Annotated in this window: 18 protein-coding genes; 10 read left to right on the forward strand and 8 right to left on the reverse strand. The window is 46.4% G+C overall.

Features of this window, described 5'->3' with window-relative positions; translation table 11 throughout:
- Positions 1 to 8: 8 nt before the first annotated feature.
- The 3 genes from gyrB (at position 9) to R8N49_RS18455 (ending at position 4,157) form a co-directional block, all read left to right on the forward strand.
- A complete protein-coding gene (gyrB, locus tag R8N49_RS18445) occupies positions 9 to 2,426 on the forward strand; it encodes a DNA topoisomerase (ATP-hydrolyzing) subunit B (protein ID WP_005378841.1) in 2,418 nt (805 codons plus the stop codon).
- 343 nt (positions 2,427 to 2,769) lie between these two features.
- A complete protein-coding gene (locus R8N49_RS18450; RefSeq protein WP_318190041.1) occupies positions 2,770 to 3,186 on the forward strand; it encodes a GreA/GreB family elongation factor in 417 nt (138 codons plus the stop codon).
- A 533-nt stretch (positions 3,187 to 3,719) separates the two neighbouring features.
- Positions 3,720 to 4,157, forward strand: a complete 438-nt coding sequence (locus R8N49_RS18455; RefSeq protein ID WP_005378857.1) for an Hsp20 family protein — start codon at positions 3,720 to 3,722, stop codon at positions 4,155 to 4,157.
- 127 nt (positions 4,158 to 4,284) lie between these two features.
- On the opposite strand, the gene R8N49_RS18460 is transcribed toward R8N49_RS18455, so the two are convergent.
- From R8N49_RS18460 to glyQ, 4 genes are all read right to left on the reverse strand, one after another.
- Positions 4,285 to 5,538, reverse strand: a complete 1,254-nt coding sequence (locus R8N49_RS18460) for a valine--pyruvate transaminase (protein ID WP_186584580.1) — start codon at positions 5,536 to 5,538, stop codon at positions 4,285 to 4,287.
- A 229-nt stretch (positions 5,539 to 5,767) separates the two neighbouring features.
- Entirely contained in the window at positions 5,768 to 7,852 is a 2,085-nt protein-coding gene (locus R8N49_RS18465) for an alpha-amylase (RefSeq protein WP_186584581.1), read from the reverse strand.
- 217 nt (positions 7,853 to 8,069) lie between these two features.
- Positions 8,070 to 10,136, reverse strand: a complete 2,067-nt coding sequence (gene glyS, locus R8N49_RS18470) for a glycine--tRNA ligase subunit beta (protein WP_085570055.1) — start codon at positions 10,134 to 10,136, stop codon at positions 8,070 to 8,072.
- Between the two features lie 13 nt (positions 10,137 to 10,149).
- Complete coding sequence (gene glyQ, locus R8N49_RS18475; RefSeq protein ID WP_005451074.1) at positions 10,150 to 11,067, reverse strand: glycine--tRNA ligase subunit alpha; 918 nt, start codon at positions 11,065 to 11,067, stop codon at positions 10,150 to 10,152.
- Between the two features lie 484 nt (positions 11,068 to 11,551).
- Between glyQ and R8N49_RS18480 the strand changes: the two genes are divergently transcribed.
- Together R8N49_RS18480 and R8N49_RS18485 are read left to right on the forward strand one after the other, a co-directional pair.
- On the forward strand, positions 11,552 to 12,106 hold the full coding sequence (locus R8N49_RS18480) for a TMEM165/GDT1 family protein (RefSeq protein ID WP_005378877.1): 555 nt from the start codon (positions 11,552 to 11,554) through the stop codon (positions 12,104 to 12,106).
- Between the two features lie 160 nt (positions 12,107 to 12,266).
- A complete protein-coding gene (locus R8N49_RS18485) occupies positions 12,267 to 12,527 on the forward strand; it encodes a hypothetical protein (protein ID WP_005378878.1) in 261 nt (86 codons plus the stop codon).
- A 44-nt stretch (positions 12,528 to 12,571) separates the two neighbouring features.
- Here R8N49_RS18485 and tusA read toward each other — a convergent pair whose 3' ends face one another.
- On the reverse strand, positions 12,572 to 12,820 hold the full coding sequence (gene tusA / locus R8N49_RS18490; protein ID WP_005378879.1) for a sulfurtransferase TusA: 249 nt from the start codon (positions 12,818 to 12,820) through the stop codon (positions 12,572 to 12,574).
- Between the two features lie 133 nt (positions 12,821 to 12,953).
- On the opposite strand from tusA, the gene R8N49_RS18495 reads away from it, so the two are divergent.
- Together R8N49_RS18495 and R8N49_RS18500 are read left to right on the forward strand one after the other, a co-directional pair.
- Complete coding sequence (locus R8N49_RS18495) at positions 12,954 to 13,136, forward strand: hypothetical protein (RefSeq protein WP_005378880.1); 183 nt, start codon at positions 12,954 to 12,956, stop codon at positions 13,134 to 13,136.
- A 168-nt stretch (positions 13,137 to 13,304) separates the two neighbouring features.
- Positions 13,305 to 14,249 (forward strand): LysR family transcriptional regulator, encoded by a 945-nt coding sequence (locus R8N49_RS18500; RefSeq protein WP_186584582.1) that lies wholly within the window; start codon positions 13,305 to 13,307, stop codon positions 14,247 to 14,249.
- A 52-nt stretch (positions 14,250 to 14,301) separates the two neighbouring features.
- On the opposite strand, the gene R8N49_RS18505 is transcribed toward R8N49_RS18500, so the two are convergent.
- The 3 genes from R8N49_RS18505 to fadB form a co-directional block, all read right to left on the reverse strand.
- A complete protein-coding gene (locus R8N49_RS18505) occupies positions 14,302 to 15,282 on the reverse strand; it encodes an MDR family oxidoreductase (RefSeq protein ID WP_042523906.1) in 981 nt (326 codons plus the stop codon).
- Between the two features lie 252 nt (positions 15,283 to 15,534).
- Positions 15,535 to 16,710 carry an acetyl-CoA C-acyltransferase FadA gene (gene fadA, locus R8N49_RS18510; RefSeq protein ID WP_186584583.1) on the reverse strand — a complete coding sequence of 392 codons (1,176 nt, stop codon included), beginning with the start codon at positions 16,708 to 16,710 and terminating at the stop codon, positions 15,535 to 15,537.
- 14 nt (positions 16,711 to 16,724) lie between these two features.
- Positions 16,725 to 18,896, reverse strand: a complete 2,172-nt coding sequence (gene fadB, locus R8N49_RS18515; protein WP_186584584.1) for a fatty acid oxidation complex subunit alpha FadB — start codon at positions 18,894 to 18,896, stop codon at positions 16,725 to 16,727.
- Positions 18,897 to 19,157: 261 nt separating this feature from the next.
- Here fadB and R8N49_RS18520 point away from each other — a divergent pair, with 261 nt between their 5' ends.
- The 3 genes from R8N49_RS18520 to hemG are packed head-to-tail and all read left to right on the forward strand — an operon-like array spanning position 19,158 to position 21,822.
- A complete protein-coding gene (locus R8N49_RS18520) occupies positions 19,158 to 19,781 on the forward strand; it encodes a YigZ family protein (RefSeq protein ID WP_005378891.1) in 624 nt (207 codons plus the stop codon).
- Positions 19,782 to 19,827: 46 nt separating this feature from the next.
- The gene (locus tag R8N49_RS18525) at positions 19,828 to 21,285 is read left to right on the forward strand and encodes a TrkH family potassium uptake protein (protein ID WP_318190042.1); all 1,458 of its coding nucleotides are present in this window, start codon (positions 19,828 to 19,830) and stop codon (positions 21,283 to 21,285) included.
- Between the two features lie 9 nt (positions 21,286 to 21,294).
- Positions 21,295 to 21,822 carry a menaquinone-dependent protoporphyrinogen IX dehydrogenase gene (gene hemG, locus R8N49_RS18530; protein WP_005378894.1) on the forward strand — a complete coding sequence of 176 codons (528 nt, stop codon included), beginning with the start codon at positions 21,295 to 21,297 and terminating at the stop codon, positions 21,820 to 21,822.
- Positions 21,823 to 21,942 lie beyond the last annotated feature (120 nt).

The following is a 21,942-nucleotide window of genomic DNA, read 5'->3' on the forward strand; positions in this document are numbered from 1 at the left end:
AGAAACTCATGTCTGAAAATTACGATTCATCGAGTATTAAGGTACTGAAGGGTCTGGATGCGGTACGTAAGCGTCCAGGAATGTACATCGGCGATACGGACGACGGCACCGGCCTTCACCACATGGTTTTCGAGGTGGTGGATAACTCAATTGATGAAGCGTTGGCAGGTCACTGTAAAGACATCGTTGTGACAATTCATGAGGATAACTCGGTTTCCGTTAGCGATGATGGTCGTGGCATTCCAACAGAAATCCACTCAGAGGAAAATGTCTCTGCAGCAGAAGTAATCATGACGGTTCTTCACGCGGGTGGTAAGTTCGACGATAACTCATACAAAGTATCGGGTGGTCTTCACGGGGTAGGTGTTTCAGTAGTAAACGCACTATCAGAGAAAGTTGAGCTAACGATTCATCGTGGTGGCCATATCCATACGCAAACCTACCGCCATGGTGAGCCTCAAGCGCCACTAGCCGTTGTGGGTGATACGGATAAAACCGGTACACAAATTCGTTTCTGGCCAAGTGCCGAAACGTTCTCTAACACTGAGTTCCACTATGACATTCTAGCGAAACGCCTGCGTGAACTGTCATTCCTGAACTCTGGTGTGTCGATCAAATTGGTTGATGAACGTGAAGCGGACAAACATGATCACTTCATGTATGAAGGTGGTATTCAAGCGTTCGTTGATCACCTAAACACCAACAAAACGCCAATCATCGAAAAAATCTTCCACTTTAACTCTGAGCGTGAAGACGGCATTTCAGTTGAAGTGGCGATGCAATGGAACGATGGTTTCCAAGAGAACATCTTCTGCTTTACCAACAATATCCCACAGCGTGATGGTGGTACTCACCTTGCTGGTTTCCGTGCTGCGCTAACACGTACATTGAACAGCTTTATGGATAAAGAAGGTTTCTCGAAGAAAGCGAAAACAGCGACTTCAGGCGACGATGCGCGTGAAGGTCTAACTGCGGTTGTTTCGGTGAAAGTGCCTGATCCTAAGTTCTCAAGCCAAACAAAAGACAAACTGGTTTCTTCTGAAGTGAAATCAGCTGTTGAGTCTGCAATGGGTGAAAAACTGTCTGAGTTCCTGATTGAGAACCCGACAGAAGCGAAGATGGTTTGTTCGAAAATCATCGATGCAGCACGTGCTCGTGAAGCAGCGCGTAAAGCTCGTGAAATGACGCGCCGTAAAGGTGCACTAGACCTAGCTGGCCTTCCAGGTAAACTTGCAGACTGTCAGGAAAAAGATCCGGCACTCTCTGAACTATACATAGTGGAGGGTGATTCGGCAGGCGGCTCCGCAAAACAAGGCCGTAACCGTAAGAACCAAGCGATCCTACCGCTAAAAGGTAAGATTCTTAACGTAGAAAAAGCACGTTTCGACAAGATGCTATCTTCTCAAGAAGTAGCAACACTGATCACCGCACTAGGTTGTGGTATCGGTCGTGACGAGTACAACCCGGACAAGCTTCGTTACCACAACATCATCATCATGACCGATGCCGATGTCGATGGTTCGCACATCCGTACGCTACTGTTGACCTTCTTCTACCGTCAAATGCCAGAGCTTATCGAGCGTGGCTATGTGTACATCGCTCAGCCACCACTATACAAAGTGAAAAAAGGCAAACAAGAGCAGTACATCAAAGATGAAGAAGCGATGAACCAATACCAAGTATCATTGGCTCTGGACAATGCATCGCTACACGTAAACGCAGAAGCACCAGCATTGGCTGGTGAAGCACTAGAGAAGCTTGTTCAACAGTACAATGCGGGTATTAAACTGGCGGAACGTATGAGCCGTCGTTACCCAAGTGCTTTGGTAAACGAGTTGATTTACACTCCTCGCCTAACGCCAGAGCAATGCCATGACGCATCAGTTGTGGAAGCGTGGACGAAGCAGCTTATTGAACAGCTGAATGCGAAAGAAGTGGGTGCAAGCCAGTACAGCTACGAAGTTGAGCAGCACGAAGAGCTAGGCTTAAACTTGCCTAAGATTGTGGTTCGTACTCACGGCGTGACGCACGAACATGCAATTAGCATCGACTTCCTAAACTCGAAAGAGTACGGCAAGTTGGCTGATCTATCAGAAGCACTTGATGGACTTCTGGAAGAAGGCGCGTACATCAAACGTGGTGAGCGTACTATGCCAGTGGCAAACTTTGCAGAAGCGCTTGACTGGTTAGTGAAAGAGTCAATGCGTGGCTTAAGCCGTCAGCGCTACAAAGGTCTAGGTGAGATGAACCCAGACCAACTTTGGGAAACCACCATGGACCCAGAAACTCGTCGTATGATGCAGGTAACGATTGAAGATGCGGTAGGCGCAGATCAACTGTTCACTACGCTAATGGGTGACCAAGTAGAACCTCGTCGTAACTTCATCGAAGAGAACGCACTGAAAGTAGCGAACCTAGACGTATAACGACACTGTTCGTGATAGTAAAAAGCAGCGAGAAATCGCTGCTTTTTTTGTTTTACCACCAGCTAAAATCGCCACTTTCTGCTAAAGCGGATGTTTTTCTGGTACTAACTGCCAACAACCCGATCAAGCCTGCCATTTTATTTCTGTTTTCTTTTTTTCTCGCCATTTTGTTCGCTTGAGCGTTTTTGCTTTCTTTTTTCTGCTCGCTATAGTGCTGAAGAGCTGATGAATAAGGAGACTAAGAAAATGGTGATGACTTTCCTGAACTAAGCCGGAAGTGATGCACTTCCGGTTCAATGCACTGAATTTATTTGTAAGACAAGGCATTAAGAAGGAAATAATCATGTTTGAACGCTGGTTCTCGGCGTACTGCTTGGCGCTGCGAACTTGGTGGTTAACCAGTCGCTTTTTAACCTATCAATCACCACTAAGGTTGTTATCGCTATTTGAAATCTGCGAGCAACAAGCCCATTGCCGTAACCGAGCTCGTATTGCGGTTGGGGACACGGTTCGCTTAGTGGATGTTGAACGCGCCTATCAATATCGCATGACATTGGTCAGCTCGCGCAAGGGGCAACCCATGACAGGTATGCTCGCGGTCGATTCTTATTTGGGGTCTCGACTGTTAGGTCGAGCTAAAAATGATGCGCTCGAAGTGGAAACTTTTAATCAGCGACGCTGCTTTTTGATTACTGAAATTGTTCATCAATCGCAGCCACCAGCTCAGAAAATGCTGTGTGGTTGTCTGTTGTGCCAATAAATAGAGGTGAAGTCATGAGTAAGAAAGAAAAGAAACAACCGCAGTTGAGTCTAAAAGAAAAGCGCAAACTAAAGCAGGAAAAGGCGGCAGAAAAGGGCGTTGTAAAAGCGCGTAAATCCTCCCGCAAGTAAAGTGTAGATTGAGCCCTCCAGAACGGCGGGCTTTTTATCACTGATCGCGAAGTGATGAGGAACTAAGCTGTTCAAGGGGATAGTGGATGCTTTAAAAATTTTTTATTTTTTCCCTTGAAAGTCATTTTTGACGACCTTATATCTAGTTATGAAAAGGGTGACTGGCTTGCTAGAGACTAGAAGACCAGCCCTCTGGAATCGCTAAAACGAGATCGCTCAGAAGAGGATATGGCGTTTTGGTACACAACTTAAACCTTTAGATTCAATATCATGTCTCCGAGCCAAACCAAGGCCAGTGGAATGATAAGAATCTCTTAGTTCGGCGTTGGTTTTTGCATAAACACGCCAGTAGGATGGAACTCATCTGAACTAAGACTATTGCTTAATTAAGAGGATAGATTTATGCGTAATGTAGATTTCTCACCACTATACCGTAATGCAATTGGCTTTGATCGTCTGCTAAACCTGATGGAAGCGAATACAGCGAAAAATACTTCTGGCGGTTACCCTCCATACAACATTGAGCAAAAAGACGAGCACAACTACCGTATTACTATGGCCGTTGCTGGCTTTGCTGAAGAACAGCTCGATCTGACTCAAAACGAAAACATGTTGATTGTGAAGGGCGAACGTAAAGCCGAAGAAGGCAAAAACTACGTTTACCAAGGTATTGCAGAACGCGATTTTGAACGTAAATTCCAGCTAGCGGATTACGTAAAAGTCGTGGGTGCATCAATGGAAAACGGTCTGCTTCATATCGATTTAGTTCGTGAAATCCCTGAAGCCATGCAACCACGTAAGATTGCTATCGGTGGTAACAACCTGATTGAGAACAACTAATCAGTTAACCACCCGGTTATAGAATGAGAAAGAGCGCCATATGGGCGCTCTTTTTAGTTTGGGGGTTTTCAAATCCGCTATTTCAAAGCCGTAATTTCAAAGAGAAGAACGGCTGAGTTCAATCCGTCTATTTACCTTCGCGGTAAGCCTTTTCCACTTCTTCAGCGATAATCGCAATGCCTTTTTGCATCATCTCATCATCTTGAACGTAGTTCATACGCAGGCATTGGTGCGCGTGATCCCACTCGTCTTGGTGACCAATAAAGAAATATTCACCAGGGACAATCAATACGCCACGCGCTTTCAAGCGTTGGTACAGTTCCATTGTTGTGATTGGCAGTTCATCAAACCATAACCACAAGAAGATAGCGCCTTCCGGCTTGTGGATGCGGAATCGCTCATCGGTAATTGCTTGTTGGAGCAGTTCAACCGCACGTTGTGATTTTTGCTTGTAGAACGGCTTAATCACCTCTGAACTCAGTTTAAGCAGATCACCTTTGCCAATTATATGGTTTGCCAGCGCTGGACCAACACTGCCCGGCGCTAGGCTGATGATGCCGTTCATATTAGTTAATGCTTGCGTGATTTCTTCACTCGCAATCACAATGCCACAACGCACGCCCGGTAAACCAAGCTTAGATAGGCTCATGCATAGGATGGTGTTTTCATTCCAGAACGGTTCGACATCTTCAAAGATGATGTTCGGGAAAGGTAGACCGTAAGCGTTATCGATGATCAGTGGGATGTTGTTCTCACGTGCTAGCTTGTCCAGCTTACGTACTTCTTCATCTGTCAGTACATTACCCGTTGGGTTAGTTGGGCGAGACGCGCAGATTGCCGCAACAGAGTCGTCGACGGTTAGCTGCTCAAAATCGACGTGGTATTTAAACAGGCCGTTATCTAACAGCTCGATTTCTGGGTGGTAAGAGATAAAGATATCTTCATCAATGCCAGCATCACCATAACCGATGTATTCAGGCGCGATAGGCAGTAGCACTTTCTTGTGCGAACCGTCTGGCTGTTTACCTGCCAACAAGTTGAACAAGTAGAAAAAGCCACTTTGGCTACCGTTAGTTAGGCTGATGTTTTTTTCGGAAATATCCCAGCCGTAAGTTTCACGGAATAACTGAGCTAGCGCTTTGACGAACGCGTCTTTACCCTGCGGGCCATCGTAGTTGGCGAGGGCGGCGACGAGCTCCCCACTGGCGAGCATTTCCTCACTGGCTTGGTGAAAGTAATCGAGCATGGCAGGAATGGCGGCAGGATTACCTCCACCGAGCATGATGGCACCTGGTGTGCGCAGACCATCATTCAAATCGTCCATTAACTGCGTAATACCTGAATACTGATTAAATTTTTCACCAAACTTTGAGAACTGCATGCTGACTTATACCTAATTCATTGTGATTGCTTTGTGTATGTTTATGCCGATGTTTTATCGGCTTATCGAGTAATCCTTGACCTTACCTCAATGTGTAATTAACGCAAAGTGTGAATTAAGCCGAAAAAGAAAAAAGTGCGTCATCAGACCAGAGGGACGAGACTAAATGGCAAAAAGAACAATAAAAAAGGGAAGCTTATGCTTCCCTTGCTGGTGGAGAGAGTGTGATTTACTCACCGGTGTAAACAATCAGCACCTTGTCGTCTTGGTATTGGCGTTCGAACGCGTAATAACCTTCTTGGTTGCGAGTGATGTGCTTACCTTGAGCAACTGCGGGGTGGCGTTTACGGAATTCCCCCAACTTTTGCCAATGTTGCAGTAGATCTTCTCGTTCGCCTTGAATCTTATCCCATGGCATATCTGAGCGTGTGCCTTGGTGGGCGTCTGAACCAGTAATGCCAAAATCACGAGCTATCTCATCACCGTAATAGATCTGTACTGCACCGGGAGCCAGCATCAGAGCATTTGCTGCACGTGCTTGGTCATCAAAGCTGCGGCTGCGCGCTGACCAAAACAGCTGTGTATCGTGTGAAGACAAGTAGCTCAACACGTTGAACTCAGGATCGGTATTGATGCGCTCTGCATAACGGCGGTAATCATTATCAAGTTGAGCGAAACACTTCAGTGCTTTTGGTGCTACGTCAGATTGGAACTCGAAGTTGATGATGGAATCGAAACCGTTATCGAAATACCTGCTCTTCACCACGCTGTGTGCCCACACTTCACCCGTCATCCAGAAAGGTAGGTCATCCAAGGCTTTGTCCGGGTTGTTTTGTTTCCATTGAGCAAGCGCTTGGGTGGTGCTGGCTTTCAACTCTGCCCACGCTTCCATTTCAACGTGTTTAGCGGTGTCGACACGGAAGCCGTCAATGCCATAGTCGCGCACCCAATCGGATAACCAGGTAATCAGGTGTTCACGTGGGGTTTGCAGCTCATCTTGCGCATTGGTGTCTTTATTGCGGAAGAAGTTTGGTAATCCGGTTTTCTGAGTTGATTCGGTTTTGAGATCCGGTAGGTAGTTCAAAGACATGGTGATGTCGTTGTAGCCCGGAGCATCGTAGTCGCCAATATCGGTGCGGATCCAATCTTTGCCCCACCATTTATCCCACGCTTCGCTATCACCGTATTTGATGTAGTCGTTGAAGCTGTGCCAGCTTTGTCCTGATTTTGGCTGCCAGTCGGTCCATTTTTCACCAAGGACTTCTTTGGCTTCTTGGTCATCAAGGTAAAGCTGACCAAATCCGAATTCCTGCATGTCTGCTAATGTCGCATAACCTGTGTGGTTCATGACCACATCCCAAATCACGCGGATACCTTTCTTATGGGCAGTATCGACGAAGGTTCTGAGTTCATCTTCGGTACCCATGTTGGCATCAAGCTTGGTCCAATCTTGGTGATAGTAGCCGTGGTAGCCGTAGTGCTTAAAGTCGCCTTTATCGCCGCCGCCAACCCAGCCGTGGATTTGTTCCAGTGGTGAGGTTATCCAGATAGCATTGACACCAAGTGATTCGATGTAATCGAGTTTTTTCGTTAGACCCGATAAGTCACCACCGTGGAAGGTACCAATCTCATATTTTCCGTCTTTGCTGCGACCGTAGCTGTTGTCGTTGTCTGGGTTGCCATTGTAGAAGCGGTCGGTCATGACGAAGTACACCGTCGCATTGTCCCAACTGAACGGTTTGTCGGCTTGCTGTTCAACTTCTTCTAGCAGCAATAGACCTTGGCTCATAGGACCCGGCTGCATGGTGACGCTGCCATTGGCGACAGTGGTTTCTTGTCCGGTTAAGGCATCACGAACGACAGTGCCATCATTAAAGGTTTGGGCAACGTTGATGGTTTTTGGCGTGTCAGTTGCGACAGGGCAAGAGTAGGTGATGTCCTGACTCTGTTTTGGTTTGATTTTTACCGTCAGCTCATTGGTGGTTGGATTGAGCGTAAATTGATAGGTATTGGCTTTGAAGATGCGCAGCGGCATTTGTGCGTCAGTGGCGCAGTTATCCATTTTTAATGGACGATTGAATTTGATGCGATCTTCTTCTGCTAGGGCAAAGCTACTGCCACAGCTTTGATTACTGTCGGCAATGGTAAAGGTGTAGCTGCCTTTTTCGAGTTTTTGCTCAGCGACAAGTAAGCCTTGTGAGTTTTCCTCAAAAACAGCAGTGTCATCACCAACGTTTAATACGATGGCATTTTCTGGTATCTGGCTGCAGGCGCTCAGTAGACCGATAGAGAGTGCGAGAATTGTTTTTTTCATTGTGTCCTTCCCCCGAATAAACAGTCCAGTTATAGCAAAACTGTGCCTCTACAATCCGAGCTCTACACCAACAAGTTAAACGCGTCTCACCCTACAAATTTTAGTCTTGTTCACAAAATGAATAATAAGCGTCACCTTCATCGGTTTGAAGGCAACAAAAAAGGGAAGCATCTGCTTCCCTTTTAGTTATTTCTTAATCACTTCGAAGAGTAATGAATTACTTTTGAAGCAAAGAAATGTCTGCGATCTGTAGGAACAGGTTACGCAGGTTGTTCAGTAGTGTCAGACGGTTCTTCTTAAGTGCTTCGTCGTCTGCCATTACCATTACGTTATCAAAGAATGCATCAACTGGTTCACGTAGGTCAGCTAGCTTGCTTAGGGCTTCTTGGTAGTTACCTGTAGCAAATGCTGGCTCTAGCGCTTCCGTCATTACTTCAACGCTTTCTGCTAGTGCTTTCTCTGCGTCTTCTTGTAGAAGTGCTAGGTCGATGTCTGCTGCTAGTTCGCCGTCGAATTTCGCTAGGATATTACCTACACGTTTGTTCGCTGCTGCTAGAGACTCTGCTGCTTCTAGTTCACGGAAGTGAGAAACCGCTTTAACTCGTTGGTCGAAGTCTGCTGGTTTCGTCGGACGACGAGCTAGAACTGCTTGAATGATGTCTACACTGAAGCCTTCGTCTTGGTACCAAGCACGGAAACGACCAAGCATAAACTCGATAACGTCTTGTTCAACGTTGTCGTTGGTTAGGCGGTCGCCGAACAGTGACTTCGCTTTCGCTACTAGGTCAACAAGATCTAGGTTGTAGCCGTATTCAACGATGATACGTAGTACACCTAGAGATGCGCGGCGTAGTGCGAATGGATCGCTGCCTTTAGGCGCTTGACCAATACCGAAGATACCTACGATAGTGTCTAGCTTGTCTGCCATTGCAACTGCAGTTGAAACACCGTTTGATGGCAGTTCATCACCTGCGAAACGAGGCATGTATTGCTCGTTCAGTGCTACTGCAACTTCTTCTGCTTCACCGTCGTGGCGAGCATAGTGCATACCCATAACACCTTGAGTATCCGTGAATTCGAATACCATTGAGGTCATTAGGTCACATTTTGCTAGTAGACCAGCACGCTTTGATTTCTCAACGTCAGCACCGATTTGCTCAGCAATGTAGCCAGCAAGCTCTGTGATGCGGTCTGTTTTGTCTTTGATCGTACCCAGTTGCTTTTGGAAGATCGCTTGCTCTAGTTCAGGCAGACGGTCGATAAGCGGACGCTTACGGTCTGTGTTGAAGAAGAACTCTGCGTCAGCAAGACGAGGGCGAACTACTTTCTCGTTACCTTCGATTACGTAACGAGGCTCTTTTGATTCGATGTTCGATACGAAGATGAAGTTAGGTAGTAGCTTCTTGTTTTCGTCATAAACAGGGAAGTACTTCTGGTCACCTTTCATGGTGTAAACCAACGCTTCAGAAGGCACTTTTAGGAACTCTTCTTCGAACTTCGCTGTTAGTACTACTGGCCATTCAACCAGAGACGTTACTTCTTCTACTAGGTCATCTTCTAGGTCAGCGATACCGCCAACTGCTGCTGCCGCTTTTTGTGCGTCAGCTAGGATGATTGCTTTACGCGCTTCGTAATCTGCCATTACTTTACCGCGCTCTTCTAGGATCGCAGGGTATTGCTCAGCAGAATCGATAGTAAACTCTTGCTCACCCATGAAGCGGTGACCACGGATAGTGCGGTCTGAAGCAACACCAAGGATCTCGCCTTCGATTAGCTCGCTGCCCATTAGCATGGTTAGCGTCTTAACTGGACGGATAAATTGAGTCGTTTTGTTACCCCAGCGCATTGGTTTTGCGATAGGTAGGTTTGCTAGTGCTTTCGCTGCAAGTTCAACTACGATCTCAGACGTTGGCTGACCTTTCACTTCTTGTTTGAACAGTAGCCATTCACCTTTGTCTGTTACCATGCGCTCTGCTTGGTCAACCGTGATGCCACAACCGCGTGCCCAGCCTTGAGCCGCTTTTGTTGGGTTGCCTTCCGCGTCAAACGCTGCAGAAACCGCCGGACCACGCTTTTCAACAACTTTGTCAGACTGGCTGTCTGCTAGTGCTGCTACTTTAAGTGCAAGACGACGAGGTGCCGCGAACCATTTAACGCCTTCATGAGCAAGCTCAGCGCCTTTTAGTTCTGCTTCGAAGTTTGCTGCGAATGCTTCAGCTAGAGTGCGAAGTTGCGTTGGTGGTAGCTCTTCTGTGCCTAGCTCGATTAGAAATTCTTTTGCCATGTTACTCTACCCCTTACGCTTGTTCTTTCTTACACATTGGGAAGCCAAGAGCTTCACGCGATGCGTAGTATGCTTCTGCAACTGCTTTCGTCAGGTTGCGGATGCGTAGGATGTAACGTTGGCGTTCAGTTACTGAGATCGCTTTACGCGCGTCTAGTAGGTTGAATGCGTGACCAGCTTTTAGAATGCGCTCGTAAGCAGGTAGTGGCAGTGGCTTTTCAAGCTCAAGCAGCTCTTTACACTCTTTCTCACACTGTTCGAAGAAACCAAATAGGAAATCAACGTCTGCGTGCTCGAAGTTGTAAGTTGATTGCTCTACTTCGTTTTGGTGGAAGATGTCACCGTAAGTCACTTTGCTGCCGTCTGGCGCGATGTTCCAAACTAGGTCGTAAACAGAGTCTACTTCTTGGATGTACATTGCTAGACGTTCGATACCGTAAGTGATCTCACCAGTTACTGGCTTACACTCAAGACCACCAACTTGCTGGAAGTAAGTAAACTGAGTCACTTCCATGCCGTTTAGCCAAACTTCCCAGCCCAGACCCCATGCGCCTAGTGTTGGGTTTTCCCAGTTGTCTTCTACGAAACGGATGTCGTGTACAAGAGGGTCAATACCAAGAACTTCAAGGGAGCCAAGGTACAACTCTTGAATATTGTCAGGCGATGGTTTTAGCGCTACTTGGAATTGGTAGTAGTGCTGAAGACGGTTAGGGTTTTCACCGTAACGGCCATCAGTAGGACGACGTGAAGGTTGTACGTAAGCTGTCGACATTGGCTCTGGGCCAAGCGCTCGTAGACAGGTCATTGGGTGAGAGGTACCCGCACCCACTTCCATATCTAGCGGTTGAACAATGGTACAACCATTTTGAGCCCAATAATCCTGCAGCGCGAGGATCATTCCCTGGAAGGTTTTGATATCGTATTTTTGCATAAGTCAGGTTCGCGCGATTCTCTTGTTACTCGTTAATTCGTCATCTATGCCGAGTTTTTCAACTCTAACAACGGCGATAAAGAGTAATTACGGTTGAATAAATTAACAATCTAGTATAACCAGATATTGAGCATGGGAGTAGAGCTAATCTTGATTAATTCGTGGGCGATTTTCTCCTTTAATGAATTTTTACCGCGTTATCTGCTGTATTTTTCCTAAAAGGGAGTTTTTGCCTGCTTTGGCTCTTGAGAAGCGCAACAAAGGTGGCTAGAATTGCGCCTGTCTTTGGGGAGTAGCTTACCTGATGAAGTTTCTGTTTCATCTGGTTCGTCCGTCAACATAATTGGTGCAAAATCACCATGGCGTTCGAGACTTGAAGCCTTTCAAGTTTAGCAAGACCTTAGACAAATCATCACGAACCGGGGTAGGGGCGTGAGGTTTGTCTTCGGTTAAAAATAATAATCCCTGCCCCAATGAGCATGTCGTGAGCGTTTTAGCTATTTCAATTACTACTGTAGCGTTAGCAGAAATTGGCGATAAGACCCAATTGCTATCTCTATTACTCGCAAGTCGTTACCGAAAACCAATCCCAATTATTGCAGCAATCTTTTTGGCAACTATTGCCAACCACGCTTTGGCTGCATGGTTAGGTGTGGTTGTCGCAGACTATCTATCACCTGAGATTTTAAAGTGGGTGCTGGTGGTCAGTTTTGTCGCGATGGCGGCTTGGGTTCTGATCCCGGACAAACTGGATGATGACGAACAGATTTCTAATCGAGGCCCATTTATTGCCAGCTTTATCGCGTTCTTCGTTGCGGAGATAGGCGATAAAACTCAGATCGCCACTTCCATCTTAGGGGCGCAATACGCGGATGCGTTAAGTTTGGTGATTATCGGTACCACAATCGGTATGCTGCTGGCGAATGTACCTGTGGTCCTGATTGGTAAATTGTCGGCCGACAAGATGCCTTTAGGGCTGATCCGTAAAATCACCGCATTTTTGTTTATTGCTCTGGCAATAGGGGCTGCACTGTTCTGATTTTTTGCACGTGAAATGATGTGAGTTATCAATCATTAGTAGCGTGCTGCGCGAGTTCAAACTCTGACTCTAAATCGTTCCGTTGCGTGACGGATGACATATAAGTGTCATACTTGTCATGGTAGTTTAATGGTGTGAATGATAGCGAGAGGGCAAGTTTATGCTTACACGTTACATGGGGATGTCCCCGAAGAGTCAGAGTTATTTATTCACTTTTGGTTTAGCGCTGTGTTTACTAGCGATGGTGCTAACTGATATGTGGTTACCGATTGTAGCAGGATCGTTCGTTCTTACTGGATTGACAGTAGAAGCGTGGATTCGTGTCGCTCACATCATTCCTATGCATGAAGAGATGCGGGCAATGAAGAAACAACTTAACAAGCTCCAATCAGAAGTTCGCACACTCGAATACGACGAATAAACAAACGGCAGCCAATATTGGCTGCCGTTTTTAGTTCGACCAGATTATTCCAATCCTTTCTTGATCAGGTACTGATACGGAACTTGCTCCGTTTGTGCCGCAACTAATTGGTGGTCCATAAAGCGGCAGAAACTCGGAATGTCTCGAGTTGTGGATGGATCGTCTGCTTTGACCAGCAAAATCTCACCATCTTGCATGTTGCGAATTGTCTTCCTGACCATCATCACTGGCTCTGGGCAGCGCAGTCCTTCCGCCTCTAATGTCTTGTTTGCCAGTTCAGGATTAAAGCTCATAGTGTGATTCTCGTAACTAACTGAGCGTTGAATTTTACTTTCGTTGAAAAAATATTCAATAACCACTTGGCAAACCGAATTTTTTGTTTTACCTTAAATTAACAATTTGGTAACAACTGGCAAGGGAGAGGCAATGTTAACAGCGTTAGACAGACTTACGATTTACTCAGTGCTGTGTTTTATCTCGTTTTGTGCATTGGTACTCAGGACGCCAGCTGACACCTCTTTGACGCCTCTAGTAGGCATGGTTGCCACTATTATTGGGATTTGGATCGAGATGCGCAGATGGTCTGGCGCATCTGAGCAAGAAAATTAGCGCTTCTTGCTTGGATCAGAATGCTTTTAATAACGCTCACCTATTTTTTACCGACACTTCATTCCGACACTATCCCCATTTTTCTTGGGCTTCCCCGCTGAAAGGCGGGATTTTTTTTGCCTAAAGAGTACAATTTACCCAAACACATACAAAATAAGTGGCTAATTCGTGGAACTGGAAGACATCTATCGCCGAGATTTAAATTTACTGGTTGCGTTGCGAGTACTGATAGAAGAAAACAGTGTCAGTAAGGCGGCAACACGTCTGAACTTGAGTCAATCGGCAATGAGTCGTGTGCTTGGTCGTCTACGTGACTTGTTGGGAGACCCGCTGTTTACTCGTCAGGGACAGCATTTGATCCCAACTCAGAAAGCGTTAGAGATCGATCGCTCATTGGGCGAACCATTAGAGTCTTTACGTCAGTTGTTATCTCCGGTTGAGTTTGACCCATTGCAATGCGTGCAGACTTTCAACATCGTGACCACCGACTATGCCATGCAAACAATCTTACCGTTCGCTTTGCCGAGAATTTACCAAGAAGCGCCAAACGTGTCTTTCAACTTCTTACCACTGCAACACGACCGTTTATCAGATCAGCTCACTTATGAAGGTGCAGACTTAGCGATTTGTCGCCCGACAGGCCCGGTGGAGCCTCTACGCAGTGAAGTGTTGGGGCGAGTGGGGGTGCTGTGTATGCTTTCAAAACAGCATCCATTAGCGGATAAAGAAATGAGCTTGGATGATTATCTGAGTCATCCACATGCCATGATCGCCATCAGTGATGGTGTTAAGACACTGATCGAACAAGCTTTGATGGAGAAACCTAAGCGTAAAATGGTTCTGCGGGCTTATCATTTAGAAGCCGCATTGGCGATCATGGATACCTTGCCAATTATCATCACAGTGCCAGCGGACTTGGCGTATCTGGTTGCCGAGCGTTATGACTTAGTGGTGAAACCGTTACCATTCCAATTCACGCCGTTTGAATACTCGATGATTTGGCATGCGCGTTGCGAGCATTCTCCCGCTCAAGAATGGTTAAGAACGATTGTGCGTGAAGAGTGTAGCCGTCTGATAGCTAAACGTATCGAAGATATGGGACTGAACTGCTAACAAAAAAGAGCCAGCAATGCCGGCTCTTCGTCTGTTTACACTGAGTCAGTATTTATAGCTTGATAACCACACGACCCGTTACTTGACCGTTGGTGATGTCTTCTGCATATTTCGGTGCTTCAGCAAGAGCAACTTCAGTACACGCTTGCTCGAAGTAGCTGTCTGGTAGTAGCTCGACCAGCTTTTCCCATGCAGCGATACGTTTCTCTGTTGGGCACATTACTGAGTCCACACCTTGTAGGCGAACATTACGTAGGATGAACGGCATCACTGTGGTTGGTAGATCAAAACCACCAGCAAGACCACAAGCTGCAACTGCACTGTTGTAATCCATTTGCGCCAATACTTTAGCCAGTACTTTGCTGCCTACAGTATCAACCGCACCTGCCCATACTTGCTTTTCAAGTGGACGTGCTAGTTCTTCAAATTCAGTACGGTCGATGATGCGGCTAGCACCTAGTTTTTCAAGTAGCGGGCCATTTTTTTCTACACGACCTGTCACTGCAGCAACTTTGTAGCCAAGCTGTGCTAGAAGCGTTACTGCGACTGAGCCTACACCGCCACTTGCGCCAGTTACTAGGATTTCGCCATTTTCAGGTTTGATGCCTGCATCAAGCAGTGCTTGAACACACAGCATACCAGTGAAGCCAGCAGTACCAACCATCATTGCTTTCTTGCTGTCTAGACCTTTTGGTAGTGGTACTAGCCAATCCGCTTTTAGACGAGCACGCTGAGACATACCACCCCAGTGGTTTTCACCCACGCCCCAGCCAGTAAGGACAACTTTGTCACCAGCTTGGTAGCGGTCGTCTTCTGAGCTTACTACCGTACCTGCTAGGTCAATACCTGGCACCATCGGGAAGTTACGGATGATTTTACCTTTACCTGTGATCGCAAGACCGTCTTTGTAGTTTAACGATGAGTAATCAACGTCAATCAGAACGTCGCCTTCAGGCAGTTGTGTTTCATCGATTTGCTCGATGTTAGCGATAGTACGTTTGTCTTCTTGATTTAGAACTAGAGCATTAAACATAAGGTTCTCCGATTGTGCGGTAGCATGACTCTGGGTCACATGCAGCAAGATATCAACTGGTCTAAGTGTATGTCTTCTTTGTCTATGAATAAAATGAAACTTGAGCATTTAATGTATGCTCTTCATGCATGTTTGATGTAAAACAAAAAGGGCGACATCAATTGTCGCCCTTAAGTGTAATACTAAAAATTTTATTATTAGTTCATTTGCTTATGATTGTTGGCTCGATCACTACAACAACGTCTTGAACTGTTATGGTCGTTCAAATACTGTCGCAATGCCCTGACCCAAACCGATACACATGGTGGCCAGACCATATTTCGCGTCTTTCGCTTCCATTAGGTTGATCAACGTTGTTGAGATACGTGAACCAGAACAGCCTAGTGGATGACCCAATGCTATCGCACCACCGTTAAGGTTGACTTTCTCATCCATAACATCAAGCAGGCCTAAGTCTTTAGCACACGGCAGAGACTGCGCGGCAAATGCTTCGTTTAGCTCAACCACATCCATGTCTTCAATTGAAAGACCAGCACGCTTGAGCGCTTTTTTCGTCGCAGGTACAGGACCGTAACCCATAATAGAAGGATCGCAGCCCGCAATGGCCATGCCTTTAATACGTGCACGAATCTTCAAACCAAGCTCATTGGCTTTCTCTTCACTCATGATCAACATCGCTGATGCACCATCGGACAGAGCCGATGATGTACCGGCTGTTACTGTACCGTTTGCTGGGTCGAACACTGGGCGAAGTTGAGATAGACCTTCAACGGATGTTTCAGGGCGAATCACTTCGTCGTAATCCAGAGTGAACAGTGTGCCGTCTGCTGCGTGGCCTTCAATTGGTAGAATTTCATTTTTAAAACGACCCTCTACGGTTGCTGCGTGCGCACGAGCGTGAGAGCGAGCGGCAAAATCGTCTTGTTGCTCACGGCTAATACCATGTAATTTACCAAGCATTTCAGCCGTTAAGCCCATCATGCCCGCAGCTTTTGCTACGTTCTTTGACATACCTGGGTGAAAGTCTACACCGTGGTTCATTGGCACATGCCCCATGTGCTCAACGCCACCAATTAGGCAGATTTCAGCATCGCCAGTCATGATGGCACGTGTACCGTCGTGAAGCGCTTGCATTGATGAACCACACAAGCGGTTAACCGTCACGGCGCCAATTTCAATCGGCAGGCCCGCGAGTAGCGCGGCATTACGTGCAACGTTAAAGCCTTGCTCTAGTGTTTGCTGTACACAGCCCCAGTAGATGTCTTCAATCTCGCTTGGGTTCACTTGTGGGTTACGCGCAAGAATGCCTTTCATTAGGCGCGCAGATAGATCTTCTGCTCGTGTATGACGGAAAGCACCACCTTTAGAGCGACCCATTGGAGTACGTAGACAATCGACTACGACAACATTTCTTGTTTGATTAGTCATTTTAGAATCCCTCCTTAGATAGAACCTTGCTGTTGTGCACCGTAAAAGCTTTCACCTTTCGCCGCCATATCAATCAGCATTTGCGGTACTTGGTACATCGCACCTAGCTCGGCGTGTTGTTTTGCCATTTCAACGTATTCAGCAATACCCACGCTGTCTAGATAACGGAATACGCCACCGCGGAATGGAGGGAAACCAAGACCATAAACCAATGCCATATCTGCTTCCTGCGGAGTTGCGATGATGCCTTCTTGTAGGCACAGCACCACTTCGTTAATCATTGGAATCATCATACGTTGAATGATGGTCTGATCGTCAAAGTCCTGCTTATCGGCACAAACGTCAGCAAGTACCGGTAAGATCGCTTCGGAGAAGGTTTTCTTCGGCTTACCTTTTTTATCTATGGTGTAGCTGTAGAAGCCATTACCATTTTTCTGACCATATTTGTCTGCTTCGAATAGTGCATCAATCGCATCACGACCTTGTTTACCCATACGCTCAGGGAAACCGTCAGCCATCACAGCTTGTGCGTGGTGCGCGGTATCAATGCCGACTACGTCAAGTAAGTACGCCGGTCCCATCGGCCAGCCAAACTTACGCTCCATGACTTTGTCGATTTTCGTAAAGTCAGCACCATCACGAAGTAGCATGCTGAAGCCGCCAAAGTATGGGAACAATACGCGGTTAACGAAGAACCCTGGGCAGTCATTAACGACAATTGGTGATTTGCCCATTTTCGCAGCATACGCCACAACACGATTGATGGTTTCATCAGAGGTGTGCTCACCACGGATGATCTCAACAAGAGGCATACGATGCACTGGGTTGAAGAAGTGCATACCACAGAAGTTTTCTGGGCGTTTTAGTGATTTTGCCAATAGGTTGATAGGAATCGTCGAGGTGTTTGAGGTGATAACGGTGTCGTCACCGACATGGGATTCAACTTCACTTAAAACTGCTGTTTTTACTTTCGGGTTTTCAACGACAGCTTCAACAATCACATCAGAGTTTTCAATACCTGCGTAATGTAAGCTCGGTGTGATTGATGCTAAAATACCCGCCATCTTAAAGCCATCAATGCGACCGCGAGATAAGCGTTTATTCAGCAGCTTAGATGCTTCAGTCATGCCTAGGTCGAGCGACGCTTGCGCGATGTCTTTCATTAAGACTGGCACACCTTTTAGCGCTGATTGGTAAGCAATGCCGCCACCCATGATACCTGCACCTAATACGGCTGCACGTTGCGTGTCTTTACTTGCTGACTTCGCTGCTTTTTTCGCAATGCCTTTGATGTATTGATCATTAAGGAATAGGCCAACGAGTGATTTTGCTTCTTCCGATTTAGCCAATTTCACGAAGTGCTTACGTTCAATGTCTAACGCTTCATTACGTGCAAAGCGAGCACCTTCTTCAATCGTGATAACGGCTGTCATTGGGGCAGGGTAGTGAGGACCTGCTTTTTGTGCCACCAGACCCTTCGCCATGGTGAAGCTCATCATTGATTCAAGCTTACTCAGCGTTAGCGGAGATGTTTTCTGTGCTCGGCGTGCTTGCCAGTCAAGTTTCTCGTTAATTGCAGAGTTAAGAGTTTGTAGTGCTGATTCGTATAAAGCATCAGTCTCTACAACAGCATCGAGTAAGCCAATTTTCAATGCTTCATCAGCTCGGCATGCTTTACCTTGGGTGATGATTTCCATTGCGCTGTCTGCGCCAATAACGCGAGGTAAGCGTACACAACCACCAAAGCCCGGCATGATTCCCAGTTTCGTTTCTGGTAGGCCGATGCTGGTGGTTTTGTCACCAATACGCATGTCTGTTGCTAGCACACATTCACAACCGCCACCAAGAGCGTGGCCTTTGATCACTGAGATGGTCGGAACGGGTAAGTCTTCTAATTTGTTAAAGATGCTATTAGCAAATTGCAGCCATTGGTCGAGCTCGGCATCCGTTTTAGCAAACAGACCTAAAAACTCGGTAATGTCTGCGCCTACAATGAATGCGTCTTTATCTGAAGTGAGCAACAACCCCTTGAGGCCTTGATGGGCAATGAGCGCATCAAGAGCTTTATCTAGCGATTCTAATGTCGCTAGGTCGAGTTTGTTGACGGATTTTGGAGAGCAGAAGCTTAGCTCTGCAATACCATCTTGTATTTCCTTTACCTGTAGGGTTTCGGCTTGGTAAATCATTGTCTATCTCCATGACATACAATCGTGGATTGTCTGTATACCTATTTCAACGACGCCGTGTACCTCGGCAAATAGGTATCGAGGAAGTCGTTTTATTTTTGTTCTGGTTTGACCAGTAAGGTTAGTTTGGATCGTGGATTGTTTAATTTCAATACATTTTTTAAACAAGTGTTTAACATTGTGCGCTGTGGCAGATCTTATGCGACGGGTAAATCACACTCGTGATAGACTTCAGGCAAATAGACATGAATCCATAATCCTATGAATGACAAGCCTTATCTGATTCCAGCAGAGCCCGCTCAATTTGAAGAAGAAATTAAAAAGAGCGTCTTCATTACTTATTTGGCACACACGCCAAGTATCGAAGCTGCAAAAGCATTTGTTGATCAAATCAAAGCTAAACACGCTGATGCTAGACATAACTGTTGGGGCTTTGTTGCTGGTCGACCAGAAGATTCGATGAAGTGGGGCTTTAGTGATGATGGAGAACCTTCAGGGACGGCAGGCAAACCAATCCTGGCGCAGCTGTCTGGATCTGGGGTGGGGGAGATCACGGCTGTGGTCACGCGATACTCTGGTGGAATCAAGTTAGGTACAGGCGGCTTGGTTAAAGCGTATGGGGGTGGGGTTCAACAAGCGCTCAAGCTGCTTCAAACTATTGAGAAAAAAATAACCACAAAGCTCAGACTAACGTTAGACTATGGGTTTATGCCTATCGCACAATCAATCATGCCGCAATTTGGTGCAATAGAAGTCGAGGCTGAATACAGCGATCAGGTGGTATTAGTGGTGGAAATTGAGCTTCGAGAAGTGAGCGCGTTTACCCAAGCAATCATCAATAAAAGCGGGGCAAAGGCAATTGTCACTCCGCTAGACGGACAATAATGAAAAACAGGAAGCAACAGGGACAGCTTCGCTAGTCAATTTATCCATGCAATTTCGTTCAATTATTCGAATCGTCGGGCTACTGCTCGCACTCTTTAGTGTCACTATGCTTGCGCCAGCACTCGTTGCGCTGATCTATCGAGATGGTGCTGGTGTGCCTTTTGTCACGACATTTTTTGTTCTGCTGTTTTGTGGGGCCGTTTGTTGGTACCCAAACCGCAGGTATAAGCACGAGCTTAAAGCTCGAGATGGCTTTCTTATTGTCGTCTTATTCTGGACAGTACTTGGCAGTGCAGGCTCGATCCCCTTTCTCATTGCTGACAACCCGAACGTCTCAGTGACAGATGCGTTTTTTGAATCGTTTTCTGCTCTCACGACGACCGGGGCGACCGTTATTGTTGGTTTGGATGAGTTACCTAAAGCGATTCTATTCTATCGACAGTTACTGCAGTGGTTCGGCGGTATGGGAATCATCGTATTAGCGGTGGCGATTTTGCCAGTACTTGGCATTGGTGGTATGCAGCTTTACCGCGCCGAGATCCCAGGTCCAGTCAAGGACACTAAAGTGACGCCGCGCATAGCAGAAACTGCTAAGGCGCTTTGGTACATCTATTTGAGCCTGACTATCGCCTGTGCTTCGGCTTTTTGGTTAGCTGGTATGACGCCATTTGATGCCATCAGTCACAGCTTTTCCACCATTGCCATTGGTGGCTTCTCTACCCACGATGCCAGCATCGGATACTTTGATAGTTACGCGATTAACCTGATTACGGTGGTTTTTCTGCTTATATCTGCATGTAATTACACACTGCACTTTGCTGCATTTGCATCAGGTGGCGTACATCCCAAGTATTACTGGAAAGATCCTGAGTTTCGCGCCTTCTTGTTCATTCAAGTGCTGCTATTTATCATTTGCTTTCTATTATTACTGAAACATCACTCTTACACATCGACATACGATGCTTTCGATCAGGCTCTGTTCCAAACCGTATCAATATCCACAACAGCGGGCTTTACGACAACAGGTTTTGCGGATTGGCCGCTCTTCTTACCTGTGCTGTTATTGTTCTCTTCCTTTACAGGTGGTTGTGCTGGTTCAACAGGCGGCGGCATGAAAGTGATCCGTATCCTGCTTCTTACCTTACAAGGTGCGCGTGAACTAAAACGTTTAGTCCATCCACGCGCGGTTTACACCATCAAAGTAGGTGGCAGTGCCCTACCGCAACGTGTTGTCGATGCGGTTTGGGGTTTCTTCTCCGCATACGCATTGGTATTTGTGGTTTGTATGTTGGGGTTGATTGCAACAGGAATGGATGAGCTCAGTGCGTTCTCGGCGGTGGCTGCGACTCTGAACAACCTCGGTCCTGGCTTGGGAGAAGTGGCGCTTCACTTTGGTGATGTTAACGACAAAGCAAAATGGGTATTAATAGTTTCTATGCTGTTTGGTCGTTTGGAAATCTTTACCTTACTTATTCTACTTACGCCGACGTTTTGGCGTAGCTAAGGGGAAATCGTGGCAAAAGCATTATTTCTATACTCTTCCCGCGAAGGGCAGACTAAAAAAATTCTCCACTATATAGATGAACAACTTCCAGACTTCGATTGTGAGCTGGTGGATTTACATAATGTCGAGACGATTGACTTCAGCCAATACGACAGAGTATTGATAGGCGCCTCTATTCGCTATGGCCATCTTAATAAAAAGCTATACCAGTTTATTGAGCGAAACCTCAATCAATTGGAGCAAAATAAAGTGGCATTTTTCTGCGTAAACCTAACCGCTCGTAAAGAGGACCAAGGAAAGGATACACCTGAAGGTAGTGCCTACATTCGCAAGTTCCTAATTAAGTCGCCTTGGAAACCAACGCTAATCGGTGTTTTTGCTGGTGCACTTTATTACCCACGTTATAGCTGGTTCGACAGAACTATGATTAGGTTCATTATGTCGATGACGGGTGGCGAAACCGATACGACCAAAGAGGTGGAGTACACCAATTGGGAAAAAGTGGCTCTTTTCGCAGATAAATTTAGAGAACTGTAGAAATAACGTGCTCTTTTGACCGCTTTTGATGCAAATTTATCCGAACGATAAAAAAATCAAAAAAAACGAGAAAAAGGGCTTGCCAATGTGATCGCAATCTCTATAATGCCACCTCGCTGA

This window comes from Vibrio sp. 1978, from assembly GCF_033344345.1.

Excerpts from the sequence above, each read along its gene's own strand:
- tusA (WP_005378879.1), bottom strand. The coding sequence starts at position 12,820 with ATGAGCTTTAATCCTGAACTGGCAAACAAGACATTAGAGGCGGAAGGA.
- R8N49_RS18450 (WP_318190041.1), top strand. The coding sequence starts at position 2,770 with ATGTTTGAACGCTGGTTCTCGGCGTACTGCTTGGCGCTGCGAACTTGG.
- R8N49_RS18495 (WP_005378880.1), top strand. The coding sequence starts at position 12,954 with ATGTTAACAGCGTTAGACAGACTTACGATTTACTCAGTGCTGTGTTTT.
- R8N49_RS18525 (WP_318190042.1), top strand. The coding sequence starts at position 19,828 with ATGCAATTTCGTTCAATTATTCGAATCGTCGGGCTACTGCTCGCACTC.
- R8N49_RS18485 (WP_005378878.1), top strand. The coding sequence starts at position 12,267 with ATGCTTACACGTTACATGGGGATGTCCCCGAAGAGTCAGAGTTATTTA.
- R8N49_RS18460 (WP_186584580.1), bottom strand. The coding sequence starts at position 5,538 with ATGCAGTTCTCAAAGTTTGGTGAAAAATTTAATCAGTATTCAGGTATT.
- R8N49_RS18465 (WP_186584581.1), bottom strand. The coding sequence starts at position 7,852 with ATGAAAAAAACAATTCTCGCACTCTCTATCGGTCTACTGAGCGCCTGC.
- fadB (WP_186584584.1), bottom strand. The coding sequence starts at position 18,896 with ATGATTTACCAAGCCGAAACCCTACAGGTAAAGGAAATACAAGATGGT.
- gyrB (WP_005378841.1), top strand. The coding sequence starts at position 9 with ATGTCTGAAAATTACGATTCATCGAGTATTAAGGTACTGAAGGGTCTG.
- R8N49_RS18455 (WP_005378857.1), top strand. The coding sequence starts at position 3,720 with ATGCGTAATGTAGATTTCTCACCACTATACCGTAATGCAATTGGCTTT.
- glyQ (WP_005451074.1), bottom strand. The coding sequence starts at position 11,067 with ATGCAAAAATACGATATCAAAACCTTCCAGGGAATGATCCTCGCGCTG.
- R8N49_RS18520 (WP_005378891.1), top strand. The coding sequence starts at position 19,158 with ATGAATGACAAGCCTTATCTGATTCCAGCAGAGCCCGCTCAATTTGAA.
- glyS (WP_085570055.1), bottom strand. The coding sequence starts at position 10,136 with ATGGCAAAAGAATTTCTAATCGAGCTAGGCACAGAAGAGCTACCACCA.
- fadA (WP_186584583.1), bottom strand. The coding sequence starts at position 16,710 with ATGACTAATCAAACAAGAAATGTTGTCGTAGTCGATTGTCTACGTACT.
- R8N49_RS18505 (WP_042523906.1), bottom strand. The coding sequence starts at position 15,282 with ATGTTTAATGCTCTAGTTCTAAATCAAGAAGACAAACGTACTATCGCT.